Raw genomic sequence first — 21,959 nt, 5'->3', positions numbered from 1 at the left:
AGCGGGCGGTCAAACTCTGGCACTACTGTTATAAGATCACATAACAAAACTTTCATGTTCTGGAGCCTTCTCATGCGCCGTCTGTTGCTCGCTTTGCCGTTTGCCCTCCTGCCACTGGCTATCGCCCACGCCGCTGACGAACATGAACACGAGCACGGCAGCCTCGGCGCCCACGAACACGGCGTTGGTCGCCTGAATGCCGTGCTCGATGGCCAAGCCCTGGAGCTTGAACTGGACAGCCCGGCGATGAACCTGGTGGGCTTCGAACACCTGGCCACCACCCCGGCCGACAAAGCCAAGGTCGCCGCCGCGCGCAAACAACTGGAAAACCCGCTCGCCCTGTTCAACCTGCCCAAGGGCGCCGGTTGCGTGGTCAGCACACAAGAGCTCAACAGCCCGCTGTTCGGCGACAAGCCGGAAGCCGACCATGACGACGACGATGATGACCACGATCACGACGCCAAAGACGGCGCCCACGAGCATCATCACGATCACAGCGAAATCCACGCCCACTACCAATTCACCTGCGCCACGCCGACTGCGCTGAGCAACCTCGACCTGACCCAGGTGTTCAAGACCTTCCCCGCCACCCAGAAAATTCAGGTACAACTGATCGGCCCAAGCGGCCAGCAAGGTGTGCAAGCCACGGCACAGGCCGCTACCCTGAAATTCTGATGTAAACCCCTGTGGGAGCTGGCTTGCCTGCGATACAGACGCCTCGGTACAGCAGACACATCGCAGCGATGCCATCGCAGGCAAGCCAGCTCCCACAGGGGTCCAATTTAGCCAGCAGGCGAATTTGATTTCACATGACTCAAGCACTGATCGAACTGTCTGACCTGGCCTTCAACTGGCCCGGTCACCCCCAGTTGCTGGACATCCCCGCGTTCCGCCTGGAAGCCGGGGAAACCCTGTTTCTCAAAGGCCCCAGCGGCAGTGGCAAAACCACGTTGCTGGGCCTGCTCGGTGGCGTGCAAAAACCTACGCGAGGCAGCATCCGCCTGCTCGGCCAACAGCTGACCGAGCTGTCGGCCGGCGCCCGCGACCGCTTTCGCGTCGACCACACCGGCTACATCTTCCAGCAGTTCAACCTGCTGCCGTTTCTGTCGGTGCGTGAAAACGTCGAGTTGCCGTGCCACTTTTCCAAGCTGCGAGCACAACGGGCGAAGCAGCGTCACGGCAGTGTCGACAAGGCCGCTGCCGCCTTGCTCGCGCACTTGGGTTTGAAGGACAAGGACCTGCTGGAGCGCCGCGCCGACTCGCTGTCCATCGGCCAGCAACAACGGGTGGCCGCCGCCCGTGCGTTGATCGGCCAGCCGGAACTGGTGATCGCCGACGAGCCCACCTCGGCCCTGGACTACGACGCCCGCGAAGCCTTCCTGCAACTGTTGTTCGCCGAATGCCGCGAAGCCGGCGCCAGCCTGTTGTTTGTCAGCCACGACCAGAGCCTGGCCTCGCTGTTCGACCGTAACCTGTCGCTGGCCGAACTCAATCGCGCCGCCACGCCCGCAGAGGTTTGAGATGTATCTGTTCCGTCTAGCCATGGCCAGCCTGGCTAACCGCCGTTTTACCGCGATCCTCACCGCGTTCGCCATCGCGCTGTCAGTCTGTTTGCTGCTCGCCGTGGAGCGTGTGCGCACTGAGGCGCGCAACAGTTTTGCCAGCACCATCAGCGGCACCGATCTGATCGTCGGCGCGCGCTCCGGCTCGGTGAACCTGCTGCTGTACTCGGTATTCCGCATCGGCAACGCCACCAACAACATTCGCTGGGACAGCTTCGAGCATTTCGCCGCCAGCCCCCAGGTGAAATGGGCGATCCCGATTTCCCTCGGCGACTCCCACCGCGGCTACCGCGTGATGGGCACCAACGAGTCCTACTTCGAGCATTACCAGTACGGCCGCAAGCAAAACCTCGAACTGGCCAGCGGCCGCGCCTTCGCTACCGACCCGTTCGAAGTGGTGCTCGGTGCCGAAGTAGCGGACGCCCTGCATTACAAACTTGGCGACAAACTGGTGCTGGCCCACGGTGTGGCCGTGGTCAGCCTGGTGAAACACGACGACAAACCCTTCACCGTGGTCGGCATCCTCAAGCGCACCGGCACGCCGGTGGACCGCACGCTGCACATCAGCCTCGGCGGCATGGAAGCCATCCACATCGACTGGCACAACGGCGTACCCGCCCAGGGCAAAGGCCGTATCAGTGCCGACCAGGCCCGCAACATGGACCTCACGCCCCAGGCCATCACCGCGTTCATGCTGGGCTTGAACAACAAGATCTCCACCTTCGCCCTGCAACGGGAAATCAATGATTTCCGTGGGGAACCGATGCTGGCGATCTTGCCAGGCGTGGCGCTGCAAGAGTTGTGGAGCATGATGGGCACCGCCGAAAAAGCGCTGTTCGTGATCTCGTTGTTCGTGGTGCTGACCGGCCTGATCGGCATGCTCACGGCGATCCTCACCAGCCTCAACGAACGCCGCCGCGAAATGGCAATCCTGCGTTCGGTGGGCGCCCGCCCGTGGCACATTGCGACGTTGCTGATCTTCGAAGCGTTCGCCCTGGCCCTGTCCGGAGTGGTTGCAGGCGTGGGGCTTTTGTATGTGTGCATCGCCGCCTCACGTGGCTACTTGCAGGCCAACTACGGCCTGGACCTGCCGATGTCGTGGCCCAGCGAATATGAATGGACGCTGCTCGCCGGTATCCTGGCCGCCGCGCTGTTGATGGGCGCCGTGCCCGCGTGGCGCGCCTACCGACAATCCCTGGCCGACGGCCTGTCCATACGTTTATGAGGAAGGCTTCGATGCGTCGTGCGTTGTTTGCGTTGCTGTTGCTGGTGGGCGTGCCCGCCTGGGCTGATGAGCAGCCCAAGGACCTGTCGTGGCAGGAGATGATCCCGCCGGACGCGCCGCCGGAAATCCCCAACATGAAACCGCTGCACGACCTGTCGAGCATGGCCGATGCGTTGTCGGTCGAGTCGGCGCCAGCGGCCAAGCAGGACTTACCCAACGCGCCGGTGGTGCAGAGCCTCGACGGCCAGCACATCCGCCTGCCGGGCTATATCGTACCGCTGGAAGTCAGCGAAGAAGGCCGCACCACCGAGTTTCTGTTGGTGCCGTATTTCGGCGCGTGCATCCATGTGCCGCCACCGCCGTCGAACCAGATCGTGCATGTCAAAAGCGAAGTCGGGGTGAAACTCGATGAGCTGTACCAGCCGTACTGGATCGAGGGTTCGATGCAGGTCAAGCCTTCCACCAGTGAGCTGGCCGACGCCGGTTACCAGATGGATGCCGAGAAAATTTACATCTACGAACTGCCGGAATAGTGTTGATCGCCCTTTCATTGAGCTGAGTCAAAAGATCGAGTGGAACGATCTTTACCATTGGACGTACAACTTTTAAACGTCCTTTTGGAGCTCCCATGAACAAGTCCCTGCTCGGCGCGTCCCTCTTCGCGCTCGCCCTCATCGCCCCTGCCGCACACGCTCACGAAGCGGGCGACATTCTGATTCGCGCCGGTGCAATCACCGTGAATCCGAAGGCCGACAGCGGCCACGTGAAGGTTGACCAGGGTCCATTGGCGGGCGCCAACCTGGGCGGCAAGGCGACCATGAGCAGCGACACTCAGCTGGGCTTGAACTTCGCCTACATGCTGACCAACCACGTGGGTATCGAACTGCTGGCCGCCACCCCGTTCGAGCATGACGTGAAGATCAAGAACACCGCCCTCGGCGCCGCCAACGGCAAGCTCGGCACCCTGAAACACCTGCCGCCGACCCTGAGCGTCGTGTACTACCCACTGGACAACAAGTCGGCCTTCCAGCCGTACGTGGGCGCCGGTATCAACTACACCTGGATCTACGACGAACACGTCGGCAGCCGTGCGCAAAGCGCCGGCTTCAGCAACTTCAAGGCTGAGAACTCCTGGGGCTGGGCCGCGCAGATCGGCGCCGACTACATGATCAACGACAAGTGGATGATCAACGCCCAGGCGCGCTACATCGACATCAGCACCAAGGCGACGGTGGACAACAACGCACTCGGCCAAGGCACTCGCGCCAAAGTGAACGTGGACGTCGACCCGATGGTTTACATGGTGGGTATCGGCTACAAGTTCTGATGCTCTAACCAACAGCACAAAACCAATGTGGGAACGGGCTTGTGTGGGAGCCGGGCTTGCCCGCGATGCAAGCACCTCGGTCTGTCAGGCAGACCAGGGTGATGCTATCGCAGGCAAGCCAGCTCCCACACAAGCCCGCTCCCACATTGGGGTCTATGTTTCTTCAGCTGTGGCGGTAGAAACGATCCAGCAACGCCGGCAACCCCGCCCGCCACGCCCGTGGCTTGATGCCGAAGGTGTGCAGGATTTTCTTGCACGCCAGCACCGCGTGTTGTGGCTCATCGGCTGCATCCGGCCGCGCCGCGTGGGCCTGGGCGGTGGGTGACTCGATGGCCAGCGGGTGATAGCTGCGCGCTTCGGTGAGGATCGCCTGGCCCAGCGCCAGCGGTGTAGTCGCTTCATGGCCGGCGTAGTGGTAAGTGCCCCACAACGGCGCCGCACAATCGAGCTGCTTGAGCACCGAGATGATCACCCGCGCGGCATCGTCCACCGGCGTCGGGTTGCCGCGACGGTCATCCGCCATCAACAACTCATCCGGCTTCTCGGCCCGGGCAAGGAAGCGCCCGAGGGTGCCGTCGACGCTGTCATCGAGTAACCAGCCAAACCGCAGCAGCACATGCTGCGGGCAGGTGGCGCGCACGCTCTGCTCGATGCGCCACAGCGCCTGGCCACGCAGGCCCAGGGGCACCGGCTCGTCTTTTTCGCTGTAGGCGGTGGCGCGGGAGCCATCGAACACGCGGTAGCTGGACGGTTGCACCAGGGTGATGTTGTGGTGCTGGCACAGCTCGGCCAGGCGCTCGATGGCGAATTCCTGGGCAGCCAAGCGGGTTTCGCTGACCGCTTCGGCCTGGAACCAGTCGAAGTAGTAGGCGAGGTTGATCAACGCATCGGGACGGGTGTCGTCGAGCAGTTGGGTGAGACTCGCGGCATCCCAGCCGTCTTGGGGCGGTTTAGGAGCGAGGAAACCGATGTCTTCCTCTGCACCGAGGCGAATCAGCGCCTGCCCGAGGGCATTCCCGCCGCCCAGTAACATAAGGCGCATTCGCATAGATTGAGCAGGCCCGGTCTGTTGGAACGATGGTTGTCTAGGTATTTGTAAGAATCGTTGCATTTTGCGGGTTTGTCGCGCAACCGTCACGGATAAAGTGTGGGGTTGCAACTTGTTGTATCGGGCGGGGTAGCAGGTGGTCTTGGAGAGGTGGATCAGGCATTGAGCCTGGTGTTGCTATCTCCAGCCTCATCGTAGGCAAGCCAGCTCCCACAGGTGAACGGGTTCACACAGCCGAAACTGTGGGAGCCGGGCTTGCCCGCGATGAGGTCACTGGGTACGCGGCTGCTCGGTCAGCACCACCGACGCCGGTACCTCTTCATCCGGCTCATCCACCTGCGGCCCGCGCTTGGGTAAAAAAACCTGCTGTGGATAAGTTTGCGCGAAATGCACCTCGGCGCAGTTATCCACAAGCTTTTTCAAGCGCTGGTTAAACGCGCGGCTCACCGCATATTGCCCGCCCGACACCGTACGGAACTGCGCCGTGAGCACCACGCCGTTGAGGTCCATCTTGTCCACGCCAAACACTTCCAGTGGCCCTTGCAGGTTGTACTTGAGGAACACATCGTCGCGGATCGATTGCCCGGCCTCGCGGATCAGCTCCACCGCCTTGTCCACGTCGGTGTCGTAGGTGAACTGCACCGAGAAGAACGCATAGGCAAACTGCCGGGACTGGTTGGTGACCGCCTTGATCTGACCAAAAGGCACCGAGTGCACAAACCCCTTGCCATCGCGCAAGCGCAAGGTACGGATGGTCAGGCCTTCGACAGTGCCGGCATGCCCGGAGTCGAGCACCACCCAGTCGCCGATGGACAGCGTGTCTTCGATGATGATGAACAGGCCGGTGATCACATCCTGCACCAGTTGCTGCGAACCGAAACCGATGGCCAGGCCCACCACCCCGGCACCGGCCAGCAACGGCGCGACGTTGATGCCCAGGTTGGCCATGGTGGTGATCGCGCAGATCACCAGCAGGATGATCTTCACCGCATTGCGCACCAGCGGCAGGATGGTTTTCACCCGCGTGCTCGGCTGACGATTGGAGCGTTTATTCACCGGTGGTTTCAGCGCTTCCTGGATCGCCGTGTCGAGCACCACCCAGAACAGCCAGGTCATCAGCAGGATCAGGCCGATACTGCTCAGCGAGTCGCTGATCGCCCGGCCCACCGAATTGCGCTGGGCGAATTCAAACAGCGATACGCCCCAGATCCGCCCGAGGATTTCGATAAAGGCGATGGCCATGACAATGCGCAGGATCGCGTGCAACAGGCTGAGAAAACGCTCCTTGTAGGCACTGCTGCGCTGGATCGCCACCTGGCTGCGGGACTTGAACAGGTGTTGCAGCACGGTGCTCAAAAACACCGTGCCGATCAGCAGGATCGTGGTGAACAGCGCGCAGCGCAGGGCCTTCTGGTTATCGTCGCCGGCCCCGATCAGGTTGATCGCCGACACCAGCACCATCAACAGGATCGGCCAGTACCAGAGCCCGGAAAACACCCGCAACGACTGTTGCAGCGCCGGATGCTTGAGGCGTTGGGCCAAGGGCCGGTTGCGGATCAGGTGTGCCACCGGACGGCGCAGGCGCACCACCAGCACACCGAAGATCACCGCCGCGAATAGGCCGGTGAACACTGCAATGCTGCTGGTGATATTGCCGCCGAGCTGGCGGGCGATCTGCGGGCTGGTCAGGGCGTCGCTGAGCGCGGCGAGAAAGCCGATCAGGAACAGCGGCTTGGGGCAGTAGCTACGGATGATCTGCACGGCCGGGCGTTTATGGCCGACGTTGAACATGACAATGACGCATAGCAGCATCGACGTGGAAAAAATGCCGCTGCTGGTGGCGTAGGCAAAACACAGCGCCAGCGCGCGGCCCACGGACGTGGGTAAAAAGTGACTGACGTAGAGCGTCAGCGGCAGGCAAATCAGCGCAGGAATCGTGTAAGGCACCACATACCCGAGCACTGCTTGCAAGCGCCCACGCCGTTCGACAAACGGCCGCCGGCTCAAGCGCTGCACGATAAAACGCCCGAGCAGCGCCAGCACGGCAAAGGCACCGATCCACACACCGGAGAGCAACAAGAAGTCCCCGGCCACACTCCAGGGCGAACGCTCGGCGGTCTGGTCGACCAGGCGCCCCACTTCGTCCGCCGCACGGTCGGCACGCAGGCGCCAGGCGTCCACCAGGTTCTGGTTGAGGTCGAGTTTGTCCTGCACGTCATCGATGCTGGAACTGATGGCGCCGAGCAAACCGCCTTCGACCAACAGCTCCGGTTTGGCCGGTGCGGTCGCCGCAGGTGCAGGGGTTGCGGCTTGCAGTGCGCCGTTGCCACACAGCAGCAGCGCGCCGAGGAGTAATGCAGCTCTGAGATTCAGCAAAACACCGGGCTCCTTCAACAGGGTCTGTAAGGAACTGACGGGATTGAGCCTTGATCGTTCCCCTCTTTCGTCATCTTGGGCGCAGGGTTGACCACTGAATCAGTCACAACACAGATCCCCTGTGGGAGCGGGCTTGCCCGCGAATGCGGTACATCAGCCAATCAATTAACGACTGACCCACCGCTATCGCGGGCAAGCCCGCTCCCACATTTTGGAATGCGTGCCGTCTGTAGGACGGTGGAAACTTTCCGTCAAAAATCGCAGTCAGCCATAAACGGGGGCCAGGCCCCCATGGTTTTTTCAGGAGCAACCATGGCTGCGAATCCCGACTGGATGCCCACCACACCCAGCATCGCCATCACGCGCTTCACGGTGCTGACGGTCAATATCCACAAGGGCTTCACCGCCCTGAATCGGCGCTTCATCCTGCCCGAGCTGCGTGAAGCAGTGCGCAGTGTGGGCGCCGACATGGTGTTCCTGCAGGAAATCCACGGCACCCACGAGCGTCACCCCCAGCGCTACAGCGACTGGCCGAACATGCCGCAGTATGAGTTCCTCGCCGACAGCATCTGGCCGCAGTTCGCCTATGGGCGCAACGCGGTCTACCCCCATGGCGACCACGGGAATGCGCTGCTGTCGAAGTTCCAGATCGTGCGCTACGACAACCTCGACATTTCCCAGAGCGGCCACGAAAACCGTGGCCTGCTGCATTGCGTACTGCGCCTGCCGGGCACCGGCCAGGAGGTGCATGCGATCTGCATTCACCTGGGCCTGCGCGAAGTGCATCGCCAGCAACAACTGCGTTTGCTCGAGCAGCGCATCAGCGAGATACCGGCCGACGCGCCGCTGGTTGTCGCCGGCGATTTCAACGACTGGCGCCAGCGGGCCGACCTCAGCCAGAGCGGCCTGCGGGAAGTGTTTATCGAGACCCACGGCAAATTGCCGCGCACCTTCCCGGCGCGCCTGCCGTTGCTGCCCCTGGACCGTATTTATGTGCGCAACGTGAAGGTGCATAACCCCCGAGTGTTGACCACTCGGCCTTGGTCCCACTTATCCGACCATGTGCCGTTGTCGGTGGAGATCGAGCTATGAACGTCGCCGTCGAACACATCGCCACCGACCAACCACCGGACGAAGCCAAGGCGCGTGATCTGGATTACGGCTGGCAGAGCGGCAACCGCGTCGAGTTGCTGGAGAACGGCGAGGCGTACTTCCCCAAGGTGTTCGACGCCTTGCGCGGGGCCCAGCGCGAGATCTTGCTGGAGACCTTCATTCTGTTTGAAGACAAGGTTGGCCTTGAGCTGCAAGGCATCCTGATCGACGCGGCGCAGCGTGGGGTGAAAGTCGTGATGAGCCTGGACGGCTTTGGTTGCGGCGAGCTGAGCCCGAGCTTTTTGGGCGAACTGGCGGAAGCCGGGGTAACGGTGCAGATGTTCGACCCGGCGTCCAAGACCCTGGGGGTTCGCACCAACTGGTTTCGCCGCCTGCACCGCAAGATCGTGGTGGTGGATGCCAGCGTGGCGTTTATCGGCGGGATCAACTTTTCCGCCGATCACCTGGGCGATTTCGGCCCCGAGGCCAAGCAGGATTACGCGGTGCAAGTGACTGGCTCGGCCGTGGCCGACCTGCACCATTTTGCCTTGGCGCAAAGTGGTCGCCAGGTGCGCACGCGACGCGGTTGGCGACGGCGCCAGCAACGGCCATCGCCGTGGGCCACCGACAACAGCGACGGCCTGGTACGCCTGATCTACCGAGACAACGTGCAACACCGCGATGACATCGAAGAGGCGTACATCCACGCCTTGAGCAAGGCGCAACAGCGCGTGGTGATCGCCAACGCCTACTTCTTTCCCGGTTACCGCCTGCTGCGGGAAATTCGCAACGCGGCGCGCCGTGGCGTACAGGTGCAACTGATCATGCAGGGCCAGCCGGATGTGCTGTTGGCCAAGCTCGCGGCGCGCATGCTCTACGACTATTTGCTCAAGGACGGCGTGGTGATTCACGAATATTGCCAGCGCCCGCTGCACGGCAAAGTTGCGCTGGTGGACGACGAATGGAGCACCGTGGGTTCCAGCAACCTGGACCCGCTGAGCCTGTCGCTGAACCTGGAAGCCAATGTGCTGATTCGCGACCGTGCGTTCAATCAACACCTGTATGAACGCCTGGAAACACTCGCCAACAATCACTGCCAGACCATGCCGGAAAACCGCAAGCCGCGCCTGTGGCTCTGGCGGTTGACCGTGGGTTTCCTGGTGTTTCATGTGATGCGCCACTTCCCTGCGCTGACCGGTTGGCTGCCGGCGCACAAGCCACGCTTGAAACCCGTCGGGAGCCAGGCCCATGAGCACTGAATCCGGGTTCAAGCGCTGGAAGAAACCGCTGACCGTTGTGTTCTTCCTGCTGCTGATCGTGCTGTTCACCCTGCTCGCCCGGCGCATCGACTGGAGCGAAGTGGTGCAGACCCTGGGCGACTTCAAGCTGCGCACGTTGCTGATCGCAGGCGCCCTGACGCTGTGCAGTTTCCTTGTGTACGCCAGCTTTGATTTGATCGGCCGCACCTACATCCGCCAGCCGTTGGGCTGGAAGCAGATCCTGCCGGTGGGGGTCATCAGCTATGCGTTCAACCTCAACCTGAGCGCGTGGGTGGGCGGCATTGCCATGCGCTATCGGCTGTATTCGCGACTGGGGGTGAGCACCGGCAATATCGCCAAGATCCTTGGCCTGAGCCTGGCGACCAATTGGTTTGGCTACATGGCGTTGGCCGGGGTGGTGTTCAGTAGCGGGCTGGTGACCATGCCACCGGGCTGGAAGGTCAGCACCGTTGCGTTGCAGGGCATTGGTGCATTGTTGGTGCTGGCCAGCTTGGGTTATCTGGCCGCGTGCCAGTTTTCAAAGAAGCGCGCATGGTCGGTTCGCGGCATGGAGATCAACCTGCCGTCGGTGCGCATGGCCTGCCTGCAACTGGCGCTGGGCGCGTTGAACTGGTCGCTGATGGCGGCGGTGATTTTCACCCTGTTGCCAGCCAAGCTGGATTATCCGTTGGTGCTGGGGGTGTTGTTGATCAGCGCGATTGCCGGGGTGGTCACGCATATTCCGGCCGGGCTGGGCGTGCTGGAGGCGGTGTTTATTGCGCTGTTGCAGCATGAGGCTTCGCGGGGGAGTTTGCTGGCGGGGCTGATTGCCTACCGGGCGATCTACTTTATTTTGCCGCTACTGATCACGTTGGTGATGTACCTCGTGGTGGAGGCCAAGGCCAAGGCGTTGCGGGTGAAGAAGGCACCGGCTTGAAAGGGTGTTGACGGGTTAATCGCCATCGCAGGCAAGCCAGCTCCCACAGTTGAAGGTATTCACAATTCAAAAGGTGTGAACCCAATCAAATGTGGGAGCTGGCTTGCCTGCGATGGCGATCTCAAGAGCACAAAACTATCGGGATTGGATAATGCTCAACCGCTCCCCCACCACCATCTCGGTAATCCAATCCACCAGAATCGACGTATAGGCCTGCTGCGACACCGGATCGCTGAGCGCATGGTCGGCGCCATCGATGATGCGGTGGGTCAGCGAGTGCGTCTGCTGGCACGCCGCACGGTAGCTCATGATGGTGGCGTGGGGCACGTGGTCATCGGACTCCGACTCCACGATCAACACATCCCCGGTAAACGCCGAACACGCGTGCAACGCACGGTTGGTTTCGGCATGCACCAGCGTGCTGCGGTAATCCATCAAGTCCGCCTTATCCAGATCCCGCTTGGGCTTGAGCCACTCCTGATCGCGGTACAGCGCCGGCACACGCAGCGCCAGCCAGAGTACCGGGCGCAATGACGTGAGGATCGCCGCCAAGTAACCGCCATAACTGGTGCCCACCACCGCGACTGCCGAGGTATCGATGGCCGGGTGCGACAGCAACCGGTCGTAGGCCGCCAGCAGATCGCGCAGGTTGTCTTCACGGGTCACGCGAGACAGCGGAATGCCGGTGCCCGCATGGCCGCGCAAGTCGAACGTGAGGCACACGCAGCCCAGGCCTGCAATGCCTTTGGCGCGTTCCAGGTCGCGCTCCTGGCTGCCGCCCCAACCGTGCACGAATAACACGCCAGGCACTTTGGACTTGGGGCTCAGGAAGGTGCCGCTCATCTGTTCGTCGTCGATATCGATCGCAATGCTTTCGCTTCTAGCCGTCATAAGCCTTAACCGTCACGTATTTGAGAAGAAAGTCGCTGTTTTCCGCGGGCCCGCGGTATACCTCGATGGCGTCAGCCGGCAGAGGCTGGTCCACGTAGGTCTCGACCGAGGCCACTTGAATGGCGCGCAGGCCTGGGTGATTGATAAAGCTCTGCAGCGCCGCGACCTCCGCGCTGCTGGCCCCGCCCATGCGCCAGGATTGTTCGAGCACGCCGCTGCGGCGTTGGCCGTCGCTGTCCAGGCCCTGGGCGATGTCGTAGTTGCGCCGCGACGCATAGAAACCGGGGTAGGCCTCGTCGGCAGCGTTGTCGAACACCCGGGCTTGTTCGATGGCTTCGCGCACATCGTCGGCCATTGGGAGGCGCAACAGGTCTTCGTAATAGCCAGGCACCACCAGCAGGTTGGAACCGCCGTAGACGTCCTCGCCCTGCCCGTCTTTTGTGAGGTACTGCTCGCCGCAGTAGCTGATTACATGATCGCCGATGAAGCTCTGGCCGACACTGTGGGTGATCACATCGCTCAGGTCTTGCTCCAGCACCACGCCGTCGTCGAACAGGCGCGCGCTGTCTGGTCGCGCCAGTAAGGCTTCGAATTCGTCGAGGCTGTGGATAACTTCCTGACCGCGCCCGGCGCACGCATGCACGGGCTTCAGGCGGATGGGGCCGCTGTAGAGCAGGCGCGTGGCCGCAGGGCGCGCATCTTCGAGGGCAAAGACGCTGAGGCCATCGAGCACGACGGCCCGTACTCGCTCGCAGAACAACGGCGACCAGCCTTCGGGCGCCTTGGCGCCGGGGCCGAGCAGGCCGTGACTGATGGCCTTGGTGCAGATGAAGTCATGCTCGACATACCCGCCCCACAGGTCTTGCGGCCCTTTGATATTGAGCTGCCGCGCTTGCTCGGCACCCACCAGCGTTTGCGTGGGTAGCAGGTACAACTCCCGGCCGGCATGCCGATCGGGATCATAACTGCCGCCGAATTTGAGCCCGAGAATCTGCGCCAGCCAGCGCGCCAGCGCGAGGTTGGTTTGAACCTCGTGCAACGGCGCGCCTTCGCGCGTGGAGTGAGAAACGACGAGCTTTTTGCGTTGAGTCGGGGTCATGCGTCCCCCTTGGCTATCCCGCCCTGTGTGTGAGGGGAAAGTTGCAGGGATCAGGCCAACGCCTGTTATGACGCGACGGTTTGCAAATCAAGCAGTTGCGGGGAAAGCGATGGCAGTAGGCCTGTTTTATTCTGCACGACGGCCCGTGAATGGCGCGGCGTTCTGCACGATTCAGACGCCGAAGCGGCTGCGGTAATCGCTGGGTGCCAAGCCGGTGATTTTCTTGAACGTGGCGCGGAACGCACTGGGGTCCTGATAGCCCACGGTCCAGGCGATGTGGTCAATGGTGCCGTTGGTGAATTCGAGCATCTGCCGCGCCTTGCCCACCCGCAGGTGCTGGCAATATTCGGTGGGTTTGAGCCCCGTCGCGTTGCGAAAGCGCCGCAGGAAGGTGCGCTCTTCCAGCCCCGCCTCCTGCGCCATTGCAGTGACCGACACGTCCACCGCGCCGCTGGCTTGCAGCCAGTGCTGCACCTTGAGAATCGCAGTATCGCCATGCCCGAGAATCGGCGCGAAGTTGCTGCCGCACTGGCTGGCGCTGTCGCTGTGCTCGATTACCAGGAATCGCGCCGTACTGGCGGCAATGCTCGGTCCCATCAGGCGATCAACCAGACGCAGGCCGAGTTCAGACCAGGCCATCAGCCCGGCCGTGGTGATCAAGTCGCCGTCATCCACGATTGGCTTGTCGGCTTCCAGGCGCACGGCCGGGTAACGCAGGGCAAAGGACTTGGCCGAGGACCAATGGGTGGTGGCGCTGCGTCCATCCAGCAGGCCACTGCGCGCCAGCATGATCGAACCGATGCACACGCCACCGAGCACGGTGCCTGCAGCATGCCTTTGACGAAGCCATTCCAGCAGAGCGGGTGGCGCTTGTTCTTCAGTGAATTCACCGATGGAGGGCGGCACCAGCACGGCCATCATGGGTTGGTCTGGCCCGGGGTGGCTATCGAACACGCGGGTGGGCGTGCCGATGGCGTCCACCTGCCAATGGCTGACGCGCAACAGGGGCAGTTGCGAGGATTGATGCTCGGCAGCGATCCGATTGGCGACGCCGAACAGGTCGGTCAAGCCATGCACGGCCGCCAATTGCGCACCTCTGTAGATCAACACACCCAGCTCAACAACCGCCATTGTCAGTTTTCCCCCTGTTATTGTCGGTGCGGCCAATCCCGGGTGCGGGCGCCAGCTAAGATACTAAGCCCCATCAACCCATCACGAGGCAACACACATGGCCAAGCAAGCGCTCATCCTAATCGATATCCAGAACGACTACTTCCCGCAGGGCAAGTGGCCGCTCGACGGCGTTGAAGCCGCGGCCGACAAGGCTGCGCAGGTGCTCCATGCTTTTCGCCAAGCGGGGGATGCGGTGATTCATGTGCGCCATGAGTTCACCTCCGATGACGCGCCCTTTTTTGCCCCGGGCTCCGAAGGTGCGCACTTGCACCCCAAGGTGCTGAACGAAGGCAGCGAGCCGGTGGTGCTTAAACATTTCGTGAATGCGTTTCGTGAAACCAACCTGCGCACCTTGCTGGAACAGCGCAGCATCACCGACGTGGTCGTCGTCGGCAGCATGAGCCACATGTGCATCGACGCCGTGGTGCGAGCGGCGGCGGATCTTGGCTACAAGGTCACGGTGATTCATGACGCGTGTGCCACGCGTGACCTGGAATTCAACGGGCAGGTGATTCCAGCGGCGCAGGCGCACGCGGCTTATATGGCGTCGCTGGGGTTTGCGTATGCAGACGTGCTGTCGGCGGACGAGTACTTGAAAGCGCAAGCGGCGGCGGCATGACCGCCACTTGCTGGCCAGGTATCAGCGGGTCGCAATGATGAACAGGCGCGGGAATGGCAGCAGTACAGTGCCATCGCTCAGGGCTGGATAAGCTTGGGTAATCCGCGCCTTGTATTCCTGTAGGAAGGCGGCTTTTTCGCTATCGCTCAACGGTGCGAGGAAGGGCCTCAGGGCCGAGGCCTTGAACCATTCCACGACCGCCCCGTGATCGGCCAACGGATGCTGGTAGGTGGTGCGCCACACATCGACGGTGCTGCAGTGTTTGCTCAGCAGCTCGTAGTAGTAGCTCGCCGCATGCCGTTCGTTGTGCTTAACCGCGCCGATCTTCGCAGACCACGGGCCATCGGCTGCCACTTCACGGGCCAGGCGGTGCGCAGGTTCGTCGAGGTTGTCCGGGGTTTGTACCGCCAGCGTGCCACCGGGGGTGAGCTGGTGGACCAAGTGTGGATAAAGCGTGGCGTGGTCCGGCAGCCATTGCAGCGAGGCGTTCGCCAGTATCACGTCGTAGTGTTGCGCAGGGTTCCAGGCACCAATATCCGCCAGTTCAAAGGCCAGCGCTGGCAGACGCTTGCGTGCATCGACCAGCATGTCATCGGAGCTGTCCATGCCGGTGACGTGGGCCTGTGGATAACGCTCGGCCAACACCTCGGTGGAATTGCCCGGCCCGCAGCCCAGGTCGACGGCGCTGCGAACTTCGGTATTCGGGATAGCCGCGACCAGGTCACGGACGGGACGGGTGCGCTGTTGTTCGAACATCGTGTACTGCTTGGCAGACCAGGTCATCACGGCTTTCCTTCTTTTTGAGGTTGGCTACAGCCTAAATCTTGTGAGCCATGAGAACAAATGCCAGGATTGGAGCACTCCCATACCTGGAAAGTATGACTATGTTGGAGCTTCGCCAGCTCAAGGCCTTTGTCGCGATTGCCGAAGAAGGTTATATCACCCGCGCCGCCGAACGCCTGGGCATGCAGCAGCCGCCGTTGACGCGCCTGTTGCAAAGCCTTGAGGCGGAGTTGGGGGTGGTCTTGATGGAGCGCCTGCCCAGAGGGGTGCGCCCCACCACTGCCGGGCTGGCCTTGCTGGATGAGGCGCGGGAAATCCTCGCCAGGTCTGAAGGCATCGCCGAAGTGGTACGCCGTGCCGCACGGGGTGAACGCGGGCGCCTGGCAATCGGCTTTACGAGTTCGGCAGCCCTGCATCCTTTTGTGCCGAGTGTGTTGCGGTTGTTTCGCGAAACCTTTGTCGGCGTCTCGGTGGTGCTGGAGGAAGCCGGTACTGGCGAACTGCTGGACGCGCTGGTGCATGAGAAGCTCGATGCGGCGTTTATTCGCTCGCCACTGAGCGGCACTCAATCGTTACAGGATGAACCTATCCTGGTGGAGCCGATGTTGCTGGCGCTACCCACCGATCATCCGCTGGCAATCGATGCAGGCTCTCCCCTGCCCTTGAAGGCCTTGGCGACCGAATCCTTTGTGCTCTACCGCCGTCGAGTGGGATTGGGGTTGTACGACGCGATCCTGGTGGCCTGCCGTGAGGCCGGGTTCAGCCCCCAAGTGGTCCAGGAAGCACCACGCATGACCGCCACGTTGAGCCTGGTGGCGGCGGGCCTGGGCGTGTCCATCGTGCCGGCCTCCATGCAGCGGTTGCGTGGCGACGGCATCGTTTATCGAGCGCTGACGGAATGCCAGAGCCTGGTGGCGCCGCTGCATTTGGCAACACGGATCGGGGATGGCTCGGCGGTGTTGCAACGGTTCAAGGAGATGGTGGTAACGGCCGCGTCGACGGATGCCTGATCACGGGCAATAAAAAACCCCCGGCGCTTTCGCGGTCGGGGGTTTTGGTGTTCCGGGTCTCAGACCTTAGAACGGGATATCGTCATCAAAGCTGTCGAAATCCGGAGCCGGTTGCGGAGCAGCCTGCTGTGGCGCTGGACGCGACTCACGCTGTGGCTGCTGGCTTGGCTGTGGACGCGACTGCTGTGGACGTGGAGCCGAGTTGGACATACCGCCCTGGCCCTGTTGGTCGCCCTGTGGACGGCCGCCCAGCAGTTGCATGGTGCCTTGCATGTCGACCACGATTTCAGTGGTGTAACGCTTGATACCGTCTTTTTCCCACTCGCGGGTCTGCAGCTTGCCTTCGATGTAGACCTGCGAACCTTTGCGCAGGTATTCACCGGCGATCTCGGCGACCTTGCCGAACATCGACACACGGTGCCATTCGGTTTTCTCGACCTTCTGGCCGGTCTGCTTGTCGGTCCACTGTTCGCTGGTCGCCAGACTCAGGTTGGTCACGGCGTTACCGTTAGGCAAGTAGCGAACTTCGGGATCCTGGCCGCAAGTACCGACCAATATGACTTTGTTAACCCCACGGGCCATAACGTTCTCCTAGGCTGGGCGCGCTGTCGGCACTGGGTTGACCAGTTGCTCGAGCGTCGCGCGATCCAATAATTCGGTGTCCAATTTGATGTAGATGGCGGCTTCTTCGGCGATCACTACCGCATCTGTTACCCCAACAACGGCCTTAAGGCGCTCTACCAGGCCGGCTTCACGAATTGCTTCGGGCGACAAAGGCAGGCGCAGGCTTGTGACGTATGGCGGTTCGCGCATGGTAACAGCAAAGGCTAACCAAAGTGCAGCCAGCCCGGCGCATCCCAGGAAGACAACCGACAAACCGCCATGCTGGAACATCCAGCCACCCATGATGCCGCCCAACGCAGAACCGAGGAACTGGCTGGTGGAATACACTCCCATCGCCGTGCCCTTGCCACCGGCCGGTGAAACTTTACTGATCAGCGAAGGCAACGAGGCTTCCAGCAGGTTGAACGCGGTGAAGAACACCACCGTGCCGATCACCAGCGCCCGCAGGCTGTCGCCGAACTGCCAGAAGAATAGCTCAGTGAGCATCAGCGTCGCGACGGCGCCGAGCAGCACTTGTTTCATCTTGCGTTTTTTCTCGCCATAGATGATGAACGGGATCATGGCGAAGAACGAAATCAGCAGCGCGGTGAGGTAGACCCACCAGTGCTGTTCCTTGGGCAGGCCGGCTTTTTCGACCAGCGCCAGAGGCAGCGCGACAAAGCTGCACATCAGCATCGCGTGCAACACGAAGATACCTAAATCCAGGCGCAGCAGGTCCGGATGCTTGAGCGTCGGCAGCAACGCCTTGCGCGCCACACCGGACTCGCGGTGCTGCAAGGTGCCGGTAGAACGCGGCACCATCAAGGCCACGATCACGATCCCGAACAACGCCATGCCACCCGTTGCGAGGAACAGACCGTGCAAGCCGAACGCGCGAGTCAGCAAGGGGCCGACCACCATGGCCACGGCAAACGACAGGCCGATGGTCATGCCAATCATGGCCATGGCCTTGGTGCGGTGTTGTTCACGGGTGAGGTCAGACAGCAGCGCCATGACCGCTGCAGAAATCGCGCCGGCACCTTGCAGGACGCGACCGGCAATCACGCCCCAAATAGAATCTGACTGAGCGGCGAGCACGCTGCCGAGGGCAAAGACGATCAATCCCAGATAGATCACCGGGCGGCGGCCGATACGGTCGGAAATGATCCCGAAGGGGATCTGGAAAATAGCCTGGGTCAGGCCATAGGCGCCAATCGCCAGGCCGATCAATGCGGGGGTCGCGCCTGCGAGGTCCATCCCATAGGTCGCCAGCACCGGCAACACCATGAACATGCCAAGCATACGGAAGGCGAACACCAGGGCCAGACCGCTTGCCGCTCGGGTCTCGCCGCTACTCATGCGTTCGCTGTGGGGATCGTGCATGGAAAAACCTCGTGTGAACCGGCGGCGATTCTACCAGTCCCATCGATTGAGAGGGTATATGCGGCGCTTTGCCGCGCAGCTTTCATGTAAGGCTGCAAGCGGCGTTTTGACAGTGTATATTCATCCAGTCTTTAGCCGTATACTCCAGCATTATTTACGCCCGCCGTGCGAGGCCATCTTGGACAAGATCCTGATTCGTGGGGCTAGAACCCACAACCTGAAGAACATCGACCTGACCCTGCCCCGGGACAAACTGATCGTCATCACCGGCTTGTCCGGGTCCGGCAAATCGTCCCTGGCGTTCGACACGCTGTATGCCGAAGGCCAGCGTCGTTATGTGGAATCGCTGTCGGCCTATGCCCGCCAGTTCCTGTCGATGATGGAAAAACCCGACGTCGATACCATCGAAGGCCTGTCGCCGGCGATCTCCATCGAGCAGAAATCGACCTCCCACAACCCGCGCTCCACCGTGGGCACCATCACCGAAATCTACGACTACCTGCGCCTGCTGTATGCGCGAGTCGGTATTCCGCGCTGCCCCGACCACGACATTCCCCTGGAAGCCCAGACCGTCAGCCAGATGGTTGACCTGGTGCTGGCCCAGCCGGAAGGCGCCAAGCTGATGTTGCTGGCGCCGGTGATCCGCGAGCGCAAGGGTGAACACCTCTCCGTCTTCGAAGAGCTGCGCGCCCAGGGCTTTGTACGCGCACGCATCAACGGCAAGCTGTATGAGCTGGATGAAGCGCCGAAGCTCGACAAACAGAAGAAGCATTCGATCGACGTGGTGGTGGACCGCTTCAAGGTGCGGGCTGACTTGCAGCAGCGCCTGGCGGAATCGTTTGAGACCGCGTTGAAGCTGGCGGACGGTATTGCCCTCGTGGCGCCGATGGATGACGAGCCGGGCGAAGAAATCATCTTCTCCGCTCGTTTTGCCTGCCCGATCTGCGGCCACGCCATCAGCGAGCTGGAACCCAAGTTGTTTTCTTTCAACAACCCGGCCGGCGCCTGCCCGACTTGCGATGGCCTGGGGGTCAAGCAGTTCTTCGACATCAAGCGCCTGGTCAATGGCGAACTGACGTTGGCGGAGGGGGCGATACGCGGCTGGGACAGGCGTAACGTCTACTACTTCCAGATGCTCGGGTCGTTGGCGGCCCACTACAAGTTCAGCCTGGAAGTGCCGTTCAACCAACTGCCTGCCGAACAGCAGAAAGTCATCCTGCATGGTAGCGGTTCGCAGAACGTCGATTTCAAATACCTGAACGACCGTGGCGACATCGTCAAGCGCTCCCACCCGTTCGAAGGCATCGTGCCGAACCTGGAACGCCGCTACCGCGAGACCGAATCGGCGAGCGTGCGTGAAGAATTGGCGAAGTTTCTCAGCACCCAGCCCTGCCCGGATTGCCGCGGTACGCGCCTGCGTCGCGAGGCTCGCCATGTGTGGGTCGGTGAGAAGACCTTGCCGGCTGTCACCAGCCTGCCGATCGGCGATGCCTGCGAGTACTTTGGTGTGCTCAAGCTGACGGGACGCCGTGGAGAGATTGCCGACAAGATCCTCAAGGAGATTCGCGAGCGGCTGCAGTTCCTGGTCAACGTTGGCCTGGACTACCTGTCGCTGGATCGCAGTGCCGACACCTTGTCGGGTGGCGAAGCCCAGCGGATTCGCCTGGCCAGCCAGATTGGCGCCGGCCTTGTGGGCGTGTTGTACATCCTCGACGAGCCATCGATTGGCTTGCACCAGCGAGACAACGACCGCCTGTTGGGCACGTTGAAACACCTGCGCGATATCGGCAACACCGTGATTGTGGTCGAGCACGATGAAGACGCAATTCGCCTGGCCGATTACGTGGTCGACATCGGCCCGGGTGCGGGCGTGCACGGCGGGCACATTGTGGCCGAGGGCACGCCGGCCGAGGTCATGGCCCATCCCGACTCGCTGACCGGCAAATACCTGTCGGGCCGAGTGAAAATTGAAGTGCCGGCCAAGCGTACACCGCGCAACAAGAAGCTGGCGCTGCACCTCAAGGGCGCGCGAGGCAATAACCTGCGCAATGTCGACCTGGAGATTCCGCTGGGCCTGCTGACGTGTGTGACCGGGGTTTCCGGCTCGGGCAAGTCGACGCTGATCAACAACACGCTGTTCCCGTTGAGCGCCACTGCCTTGAACGGCGCGACCACCCTGGAAGCGGCTGCACACGACAGCATCAAGGGCCTGGAGCACCTGGACAAAGTGGTCGATATCGACCAGAGCCCGATTGGCCGCACACCGCGCTCCAACCCGGCGACCTACACCGGCTTGTTTACGCCGATTCGCGAGTTGTTCGCGGGCGTGCCGGAATCCCGCTCACGGGGCTACGGGCCAGGTCGTTTTTCGTTCAACGTCAAGGGCGGCCGCTGCGAAGCCTGCCAGGGCGATGGCTTGATCAAGGTGGAGATGCACTTCCTGCCGGACATCTACGTGCCGTGCGACGTATGCAAGAGCAAGCGCTACAACCGCGAAACCCTGGAGATCAAATACAAGGGCAAGAGCATCCACGAGACCCTTGAGATGACTATTGAGGAAGCCCGGGAGTTCTTTGATGCCGTTCCAGCGTTGGCGCGCAAGCTGCAGACGCTGATGGACGTAGGCTTGTCGTATATCAAGCTGGGGCAATCGGCGACAACGTTGTCTGGTGGTGAGGCACAACGGGTGAAACTGTCCCGTGAGCTGTCCAAGCGCGATACCGGCAAGACCCTGTACATCCTCGATGAACCGACCACCGGCCTGCACTTCGCGGACATCCAGCAACTGCTGGACGTGCTGCACCGTCTGCGCGATCACGGCAACACGGTGGTCGTGATCGAGCACAACCTGGATGTGATCAAGACGGCCGACTGGCTGGTCGACCTGGGGCCGGAAGGCGGCTCCAAGGGTGGCCAGATCATCGCGGTGGGTACGCCGGAGCAGGTCTCCGAAATGCCGCAATCCCATACTGGTTACTACTTGAAGCCGCTGCTGGAACGCGACCGGGCCTGATTATCGGGCCCAATAAAAAGCCCCTGTCACTTTGCGGTGACAGGGGCTTTTTCGTAGCCGGGAATCAGAACTGCGATTGCAGGTAATTCTCCAGGCCCACCAGCTTGATCAGACCCAGCTGCTTTTCCAGCCAGTAGGTGTGATCTTCTTCGGTGTCGTTCAACTGCACGCGCAGGATCTCACGAGTGACGAAGTCGCTGTGCTTCTCGCAGAGCTCAATGCCCTTGCAGAGTGCGGCTCGCACCTTGTACTCAAGACGCAGGTCGGCAGCGAGCATGTCAGGCACCGTGGTGCCCACATCCAGATCATCAGGACGCATACGCGGCGTGCCCTCGAGCATGAGGATACGGCGCATCAGTGCGTCGGCGTGCTGTGCCTCTTCTTCCATCTCGTGATTGATACGCTCGTAGAGCTCGGTAAAGCCCCAGTCTTCGTACATGCGCGAATGGATGAAATATTGGTCACGCGCTGCCAGTTCGCCCGTCAGCAACGTGTTGAGGTAATCGATTACGTCGGGGTGACCTTGCATCGCCCTACATCTCCCTGCTTGAAAGTCTGT

Annotated in this window: 20 protein-coding genes; 11 read left to right on the top strand and 9 right to left on the bottom strand. The window is 61.7% G+C overall.

What is annotated here, in order from left to right:
* Positions 1 to 72: 72 nt before the first annotated feature.
* From HX792_RS29035 to HX792_RS29015, 5 genes are all read left to right on the top strand, one after another.
* Positions 73 to 675: a DUF2796 domain-containing protein gene (locus HX792_RS29035; RefSeq protein ID WP_176999272.1), complete on the top strand. Its 603-nt coding sequence runs from the start codon at positions 73 to 75 to the stop codon at positions 673 to 675.
* Between the two features lie 134 nt (positions 676 to 809).
* Positions 810 to 1,520: an ABC transporter ATP-binding protein gene (locus tag HX792_RS29030; RefSeq protein ID WP_176999271.1), complete on the top strand. Its 711-nt coding sequence runs from the start codon at positions 810 to 812 to the stop codon at positions 1,518 to 1,520.
* Position 1,521: 1 nt separating this feature from the next.
* On the top strand, positions 1,522 to 2,787 hold the full coding sequence (locus HX792_RS29025) for an ABC transporter permease (protein ID WP_176999270.1): 1,266 nt from the start codon (positions 1,522 to 1,524) through the stop codon (positions 2,785 to 2,787).
* Between the two features lie 11 nt (positions 2,788 to 2,798).
* On the top strand, positions 2,799 to 3,320 hold the full coding sequence (locus HX792_RS29020) for a DUF3299 domain-containing protein (RefSeq protein WP_176999269.1): 522 nt from the start codon (positions 2,799 to 2,801) through the stop codon (positions 3,318 to 3,320).
* A gap of 95 nt (positions 3,321 to 3,415) precedes the next feature.
* Positions 3,416 to 4,114 carry an OmpW family protein gene (locus HX792_RS29015; RefSeq protein WP_176999268.1) on the top strand — a complete coding sequence of 233 codons (699 nt, stop codon included), beginning with the start codon at positions 3,416 to 3,418 and terminating at the stop codon, positions 4,112 to 4,114.
* Between the two features lie 163 nt (positions 4,115 to 4,277).
* On the opposite strand, the gene HX792_RS29010 is transcribed toward HX792_RS29015, so the two are convergent.
* Both HX792_RS29010 and HX792_RS29005 read right to left on the bottom strand, forming a co-directional pair.
* Positions 4,278 to 5,162 (bottom strand): sugar nucleotide-binding protein, encoded by an 885-nt coding sequence (locus HX792_RS29010; RefSeq protein ID WP_176999267.1) that lies wholly within the window; start codon positions 5,160 to 5,162, stop codon positions 4,278 to 4,280.
* Between the two features lie 270 nt (positions 5,163 to 5,432).
* On the bottom strand, positions 5,433 to 7,538 hold the full coding sequence (locus HX792_RS29005; RefSeq protein ID WP_176999266.1) for a mechanosensitive ion channel family protein: 2,106 nt from the start codon (positions 7,536 to 7,538) through the stop codon (positions 5,433 to 5,435).
* A gap of 312 nt (positions 7,539 to 7,850) precedes the next feature.
* Between HX792_RS29005 and HX792_RS29000 the strand changes: the two genes are divergently transcribed.
* From HX792_RS29000 to HX792_RS28990, 3 genes are read left to right on the top strand one after another with little or no spacing between them, the layout of a single operon-like run.
* Positions 7,851 to 8,630 carry an endonuclease/exonuclease/phosphatase family protein gene (locus tag HX792_RS29000; protein ID WP_176999265.1) on the top strand — a complete coding sequence of 260 codons (780 nt, stop codon included), beginning with the start codon at positions 7,851 to 7,853 and terminating at the stop codon, positions 8,628 to 8,630.
* A complete protein-coding gene (gene clsB, locus HX792_RS28995) occupies positions 8,627 to 9,889 on the top strand; it encodes a cardiolipin synthase ClsB (protein WP_176999264.1) in 1,263 nt (420 codons plus the stop codon). The genes HX792_RS29000 and clsB overlap by 4 nt, the downstream gene beginning before the upstream one ends.
* Positions 9,879 to 10,826 carry a lysylphosphatidylglycerol synthase domain-containing protein gene (locus tag HX792_RS28990; protein WP_176999263.1) on the top strand — a complete coding sequence of 316 codons (948 nt, stop codon included), beginning with the start codon at positions 9,879 to 9,881 and terminating at the stop codon, positions 10,824 to 10,826. The genes clsB and HX792_RS28990 overlap by 11 nt, the downstream gene beginning before the upstream one ends.
* Before the next feature lie 135 nt (positions 10,827 to 10,961).
* On the opposite strand, the gene HX792_RS28985 is transcribed toward HX792_RS28990, so the two are convergent.
* The 3 genes from HX792_RS28985 to HX792_RS28975 form a co-directional block, all read right to left on the bottom strand.
* Entirely contained in the window at positions 10,962 to 11,717 is a 756-nt protein-coding gene (locus tag HX792_RS28985; protein WP_176999262.1) for a S9 family peptidase, read from the bottom strand.
* Positions 11,707 to 12,816, bottom strand: coding sequence for a DUF3182 family protein (locus tag HX792_RS28980; RefSeq protein ID WP_176999261.1), 1,110 nt, complete (start codon positions 12,814 to 12,816; stop codon positions 11,707 to 11,709). The genes HX792_RS28985 and HX792_RS28980 overlap by 11 nt, the downstream gene beginning before the upstream one ends.
* 171 nt (positions 12,817 to 12,987) lie before the next feature.
* Positions 12,988 to 13,947 carry a GlxA family transcriptional regulator gene (locus HX792_RS28975; protein ID WP_176999260.1) on the bottom strand — a complete coding sequence of 320 codons (960 nt, stop codon included), beginning with the start codon at positions 13,945 to 13,947 and terminating at the stop codon, positions 12,988 to 12,990.
* A gap of 97 nt (positions 13,948 to 14,044) precedes the next feature.
* Here HX792_RS28975 and HX792_RS28970 point away from each other — a divergent pair, with 97 nt between their 5' ends.
* The gene (locus HX792_RS28970) at positions 14,045 to 14,608 is read left to right on the top strand and encodes a cysteine hydrolase family protein (RefSeq protein ID WP_176999259.1); all 564 of its coding nucleotides are present in this window, start codon (positions 14,045 to 14,047) and stop codon (positions 14,606 to 14,608) included.
* Between the two features lie 21 nt (positions 14,609 to 14,629).
* On the opposite strand, the gene tam is transcribed toward HX792_RS28970, so the two are convergent.
* Positions 14,630 to 15,391 (bottom strand): trans-aconitate 2-methyltransferase, encoded by a 762-nt coding sequence (gene tam, locus HX792_RS28965; protein WP_176999258.1) that lies wholly within the window; start codon positions 15,389 to 15,391, stop codon positions 14,630 to 14,632.
* A 101-nt stretch (positions 15,392 to 15,492) separates the two neighbouring features.
* Here tam and HX792_RS28960 point away from each other — a divergent pair, with 101 nt between their 5' ends.
* Positions 15,493 to 16,401, top strand: a complete 909-nt coding sequence (locus tag HX792_RS28960; protein ID WP_176999257.1) for a LysR family transcriptional regulator — start codon at positions 15,493 to 15,495, stop codon at positions 16,399 to 16,401.
* A 66-nt stretch (positions 16,402 to 16,467) separates the two neighbouring features.
* On the opposite strand, the gene HX792_RS28955 is transcribed toward HX792_RS28960, so the two are convergent.
* Together HX792_RS28955 and HX792_RS28950 are read right to left on the bottom strand one after the other, a co-directional pair.
* A complete protein-coding gene (locus HX792_RS28955) occupies positions 16,468 to 16,983 on the bottom strand; it encodes a single-stranded DNA-binding protein (protein ID WP_003232445.1) in 516 nt (171 codons plus the stop codon).
* A gap of 9 nt (positions 16,984 to 16,992) precedes the next feature.
* The gene (locus tag HX792_RS28950; RefSeq protein WP_176999256.1) at positions 16,993 to 18,387 is read right to left on the bottom strand and encodes an MFS transporter; all 1,395 of its coding nucleotides are present in this window, start codon (positions 18,385 to 18,387) and stop codon (positions 16,993 to 16,995) included.
* Between the two features lie 178 nt (positions 18,388 to 18,565).
* Here HX792_RS28950 and uvrA point away from each other — a divergent pair, with 178 nt between their 5' ends.
* The gene (uvrA, locus tag HX792_RS28945; protein WP_176999255.1) at positions 18,566 to 21,400 is read left to right on the top strand and encodes an excinuclease ABC subunit UvrA; all 2,835 of its coding nucleotides are present in this window, start codon (positions 18,566 to 18,568) and stop codon (positions 21,398 to 21,400) included.
* Positions 21,401 to 21,464: 64 nt separating this feature from the next.
* Here the strand turns inward: uvrA and bfr are convergent, their stop codons facing one another.
* Positions 21,465 to 21,929, bottom strand: a complete 465-nt coding sequence (bfr, locus tag HX792_RS28940) for a bacterioferritin (protein ID WP_176999254.1) — start codon at positions 21,927 to 21,929, stop codon at positions 21,465 to 21,467.
* Between the last annotated feature and the right edge of the window lie 30 nt (positions 21,930 to 21,959).

Origin of the sequence: Pseudomonas sp. B6002 (assembly GCF_013385985.1) — a bacterium.
GTDB lineage: Bacteria > Pseudomonadota > Gammaproteobacteria > Pseudomonadales > Pseudomonadaceae > Aquipseudomonas.
This window is presented reverse-complemented; position numbering and strand designations above follow the sequence as displayed.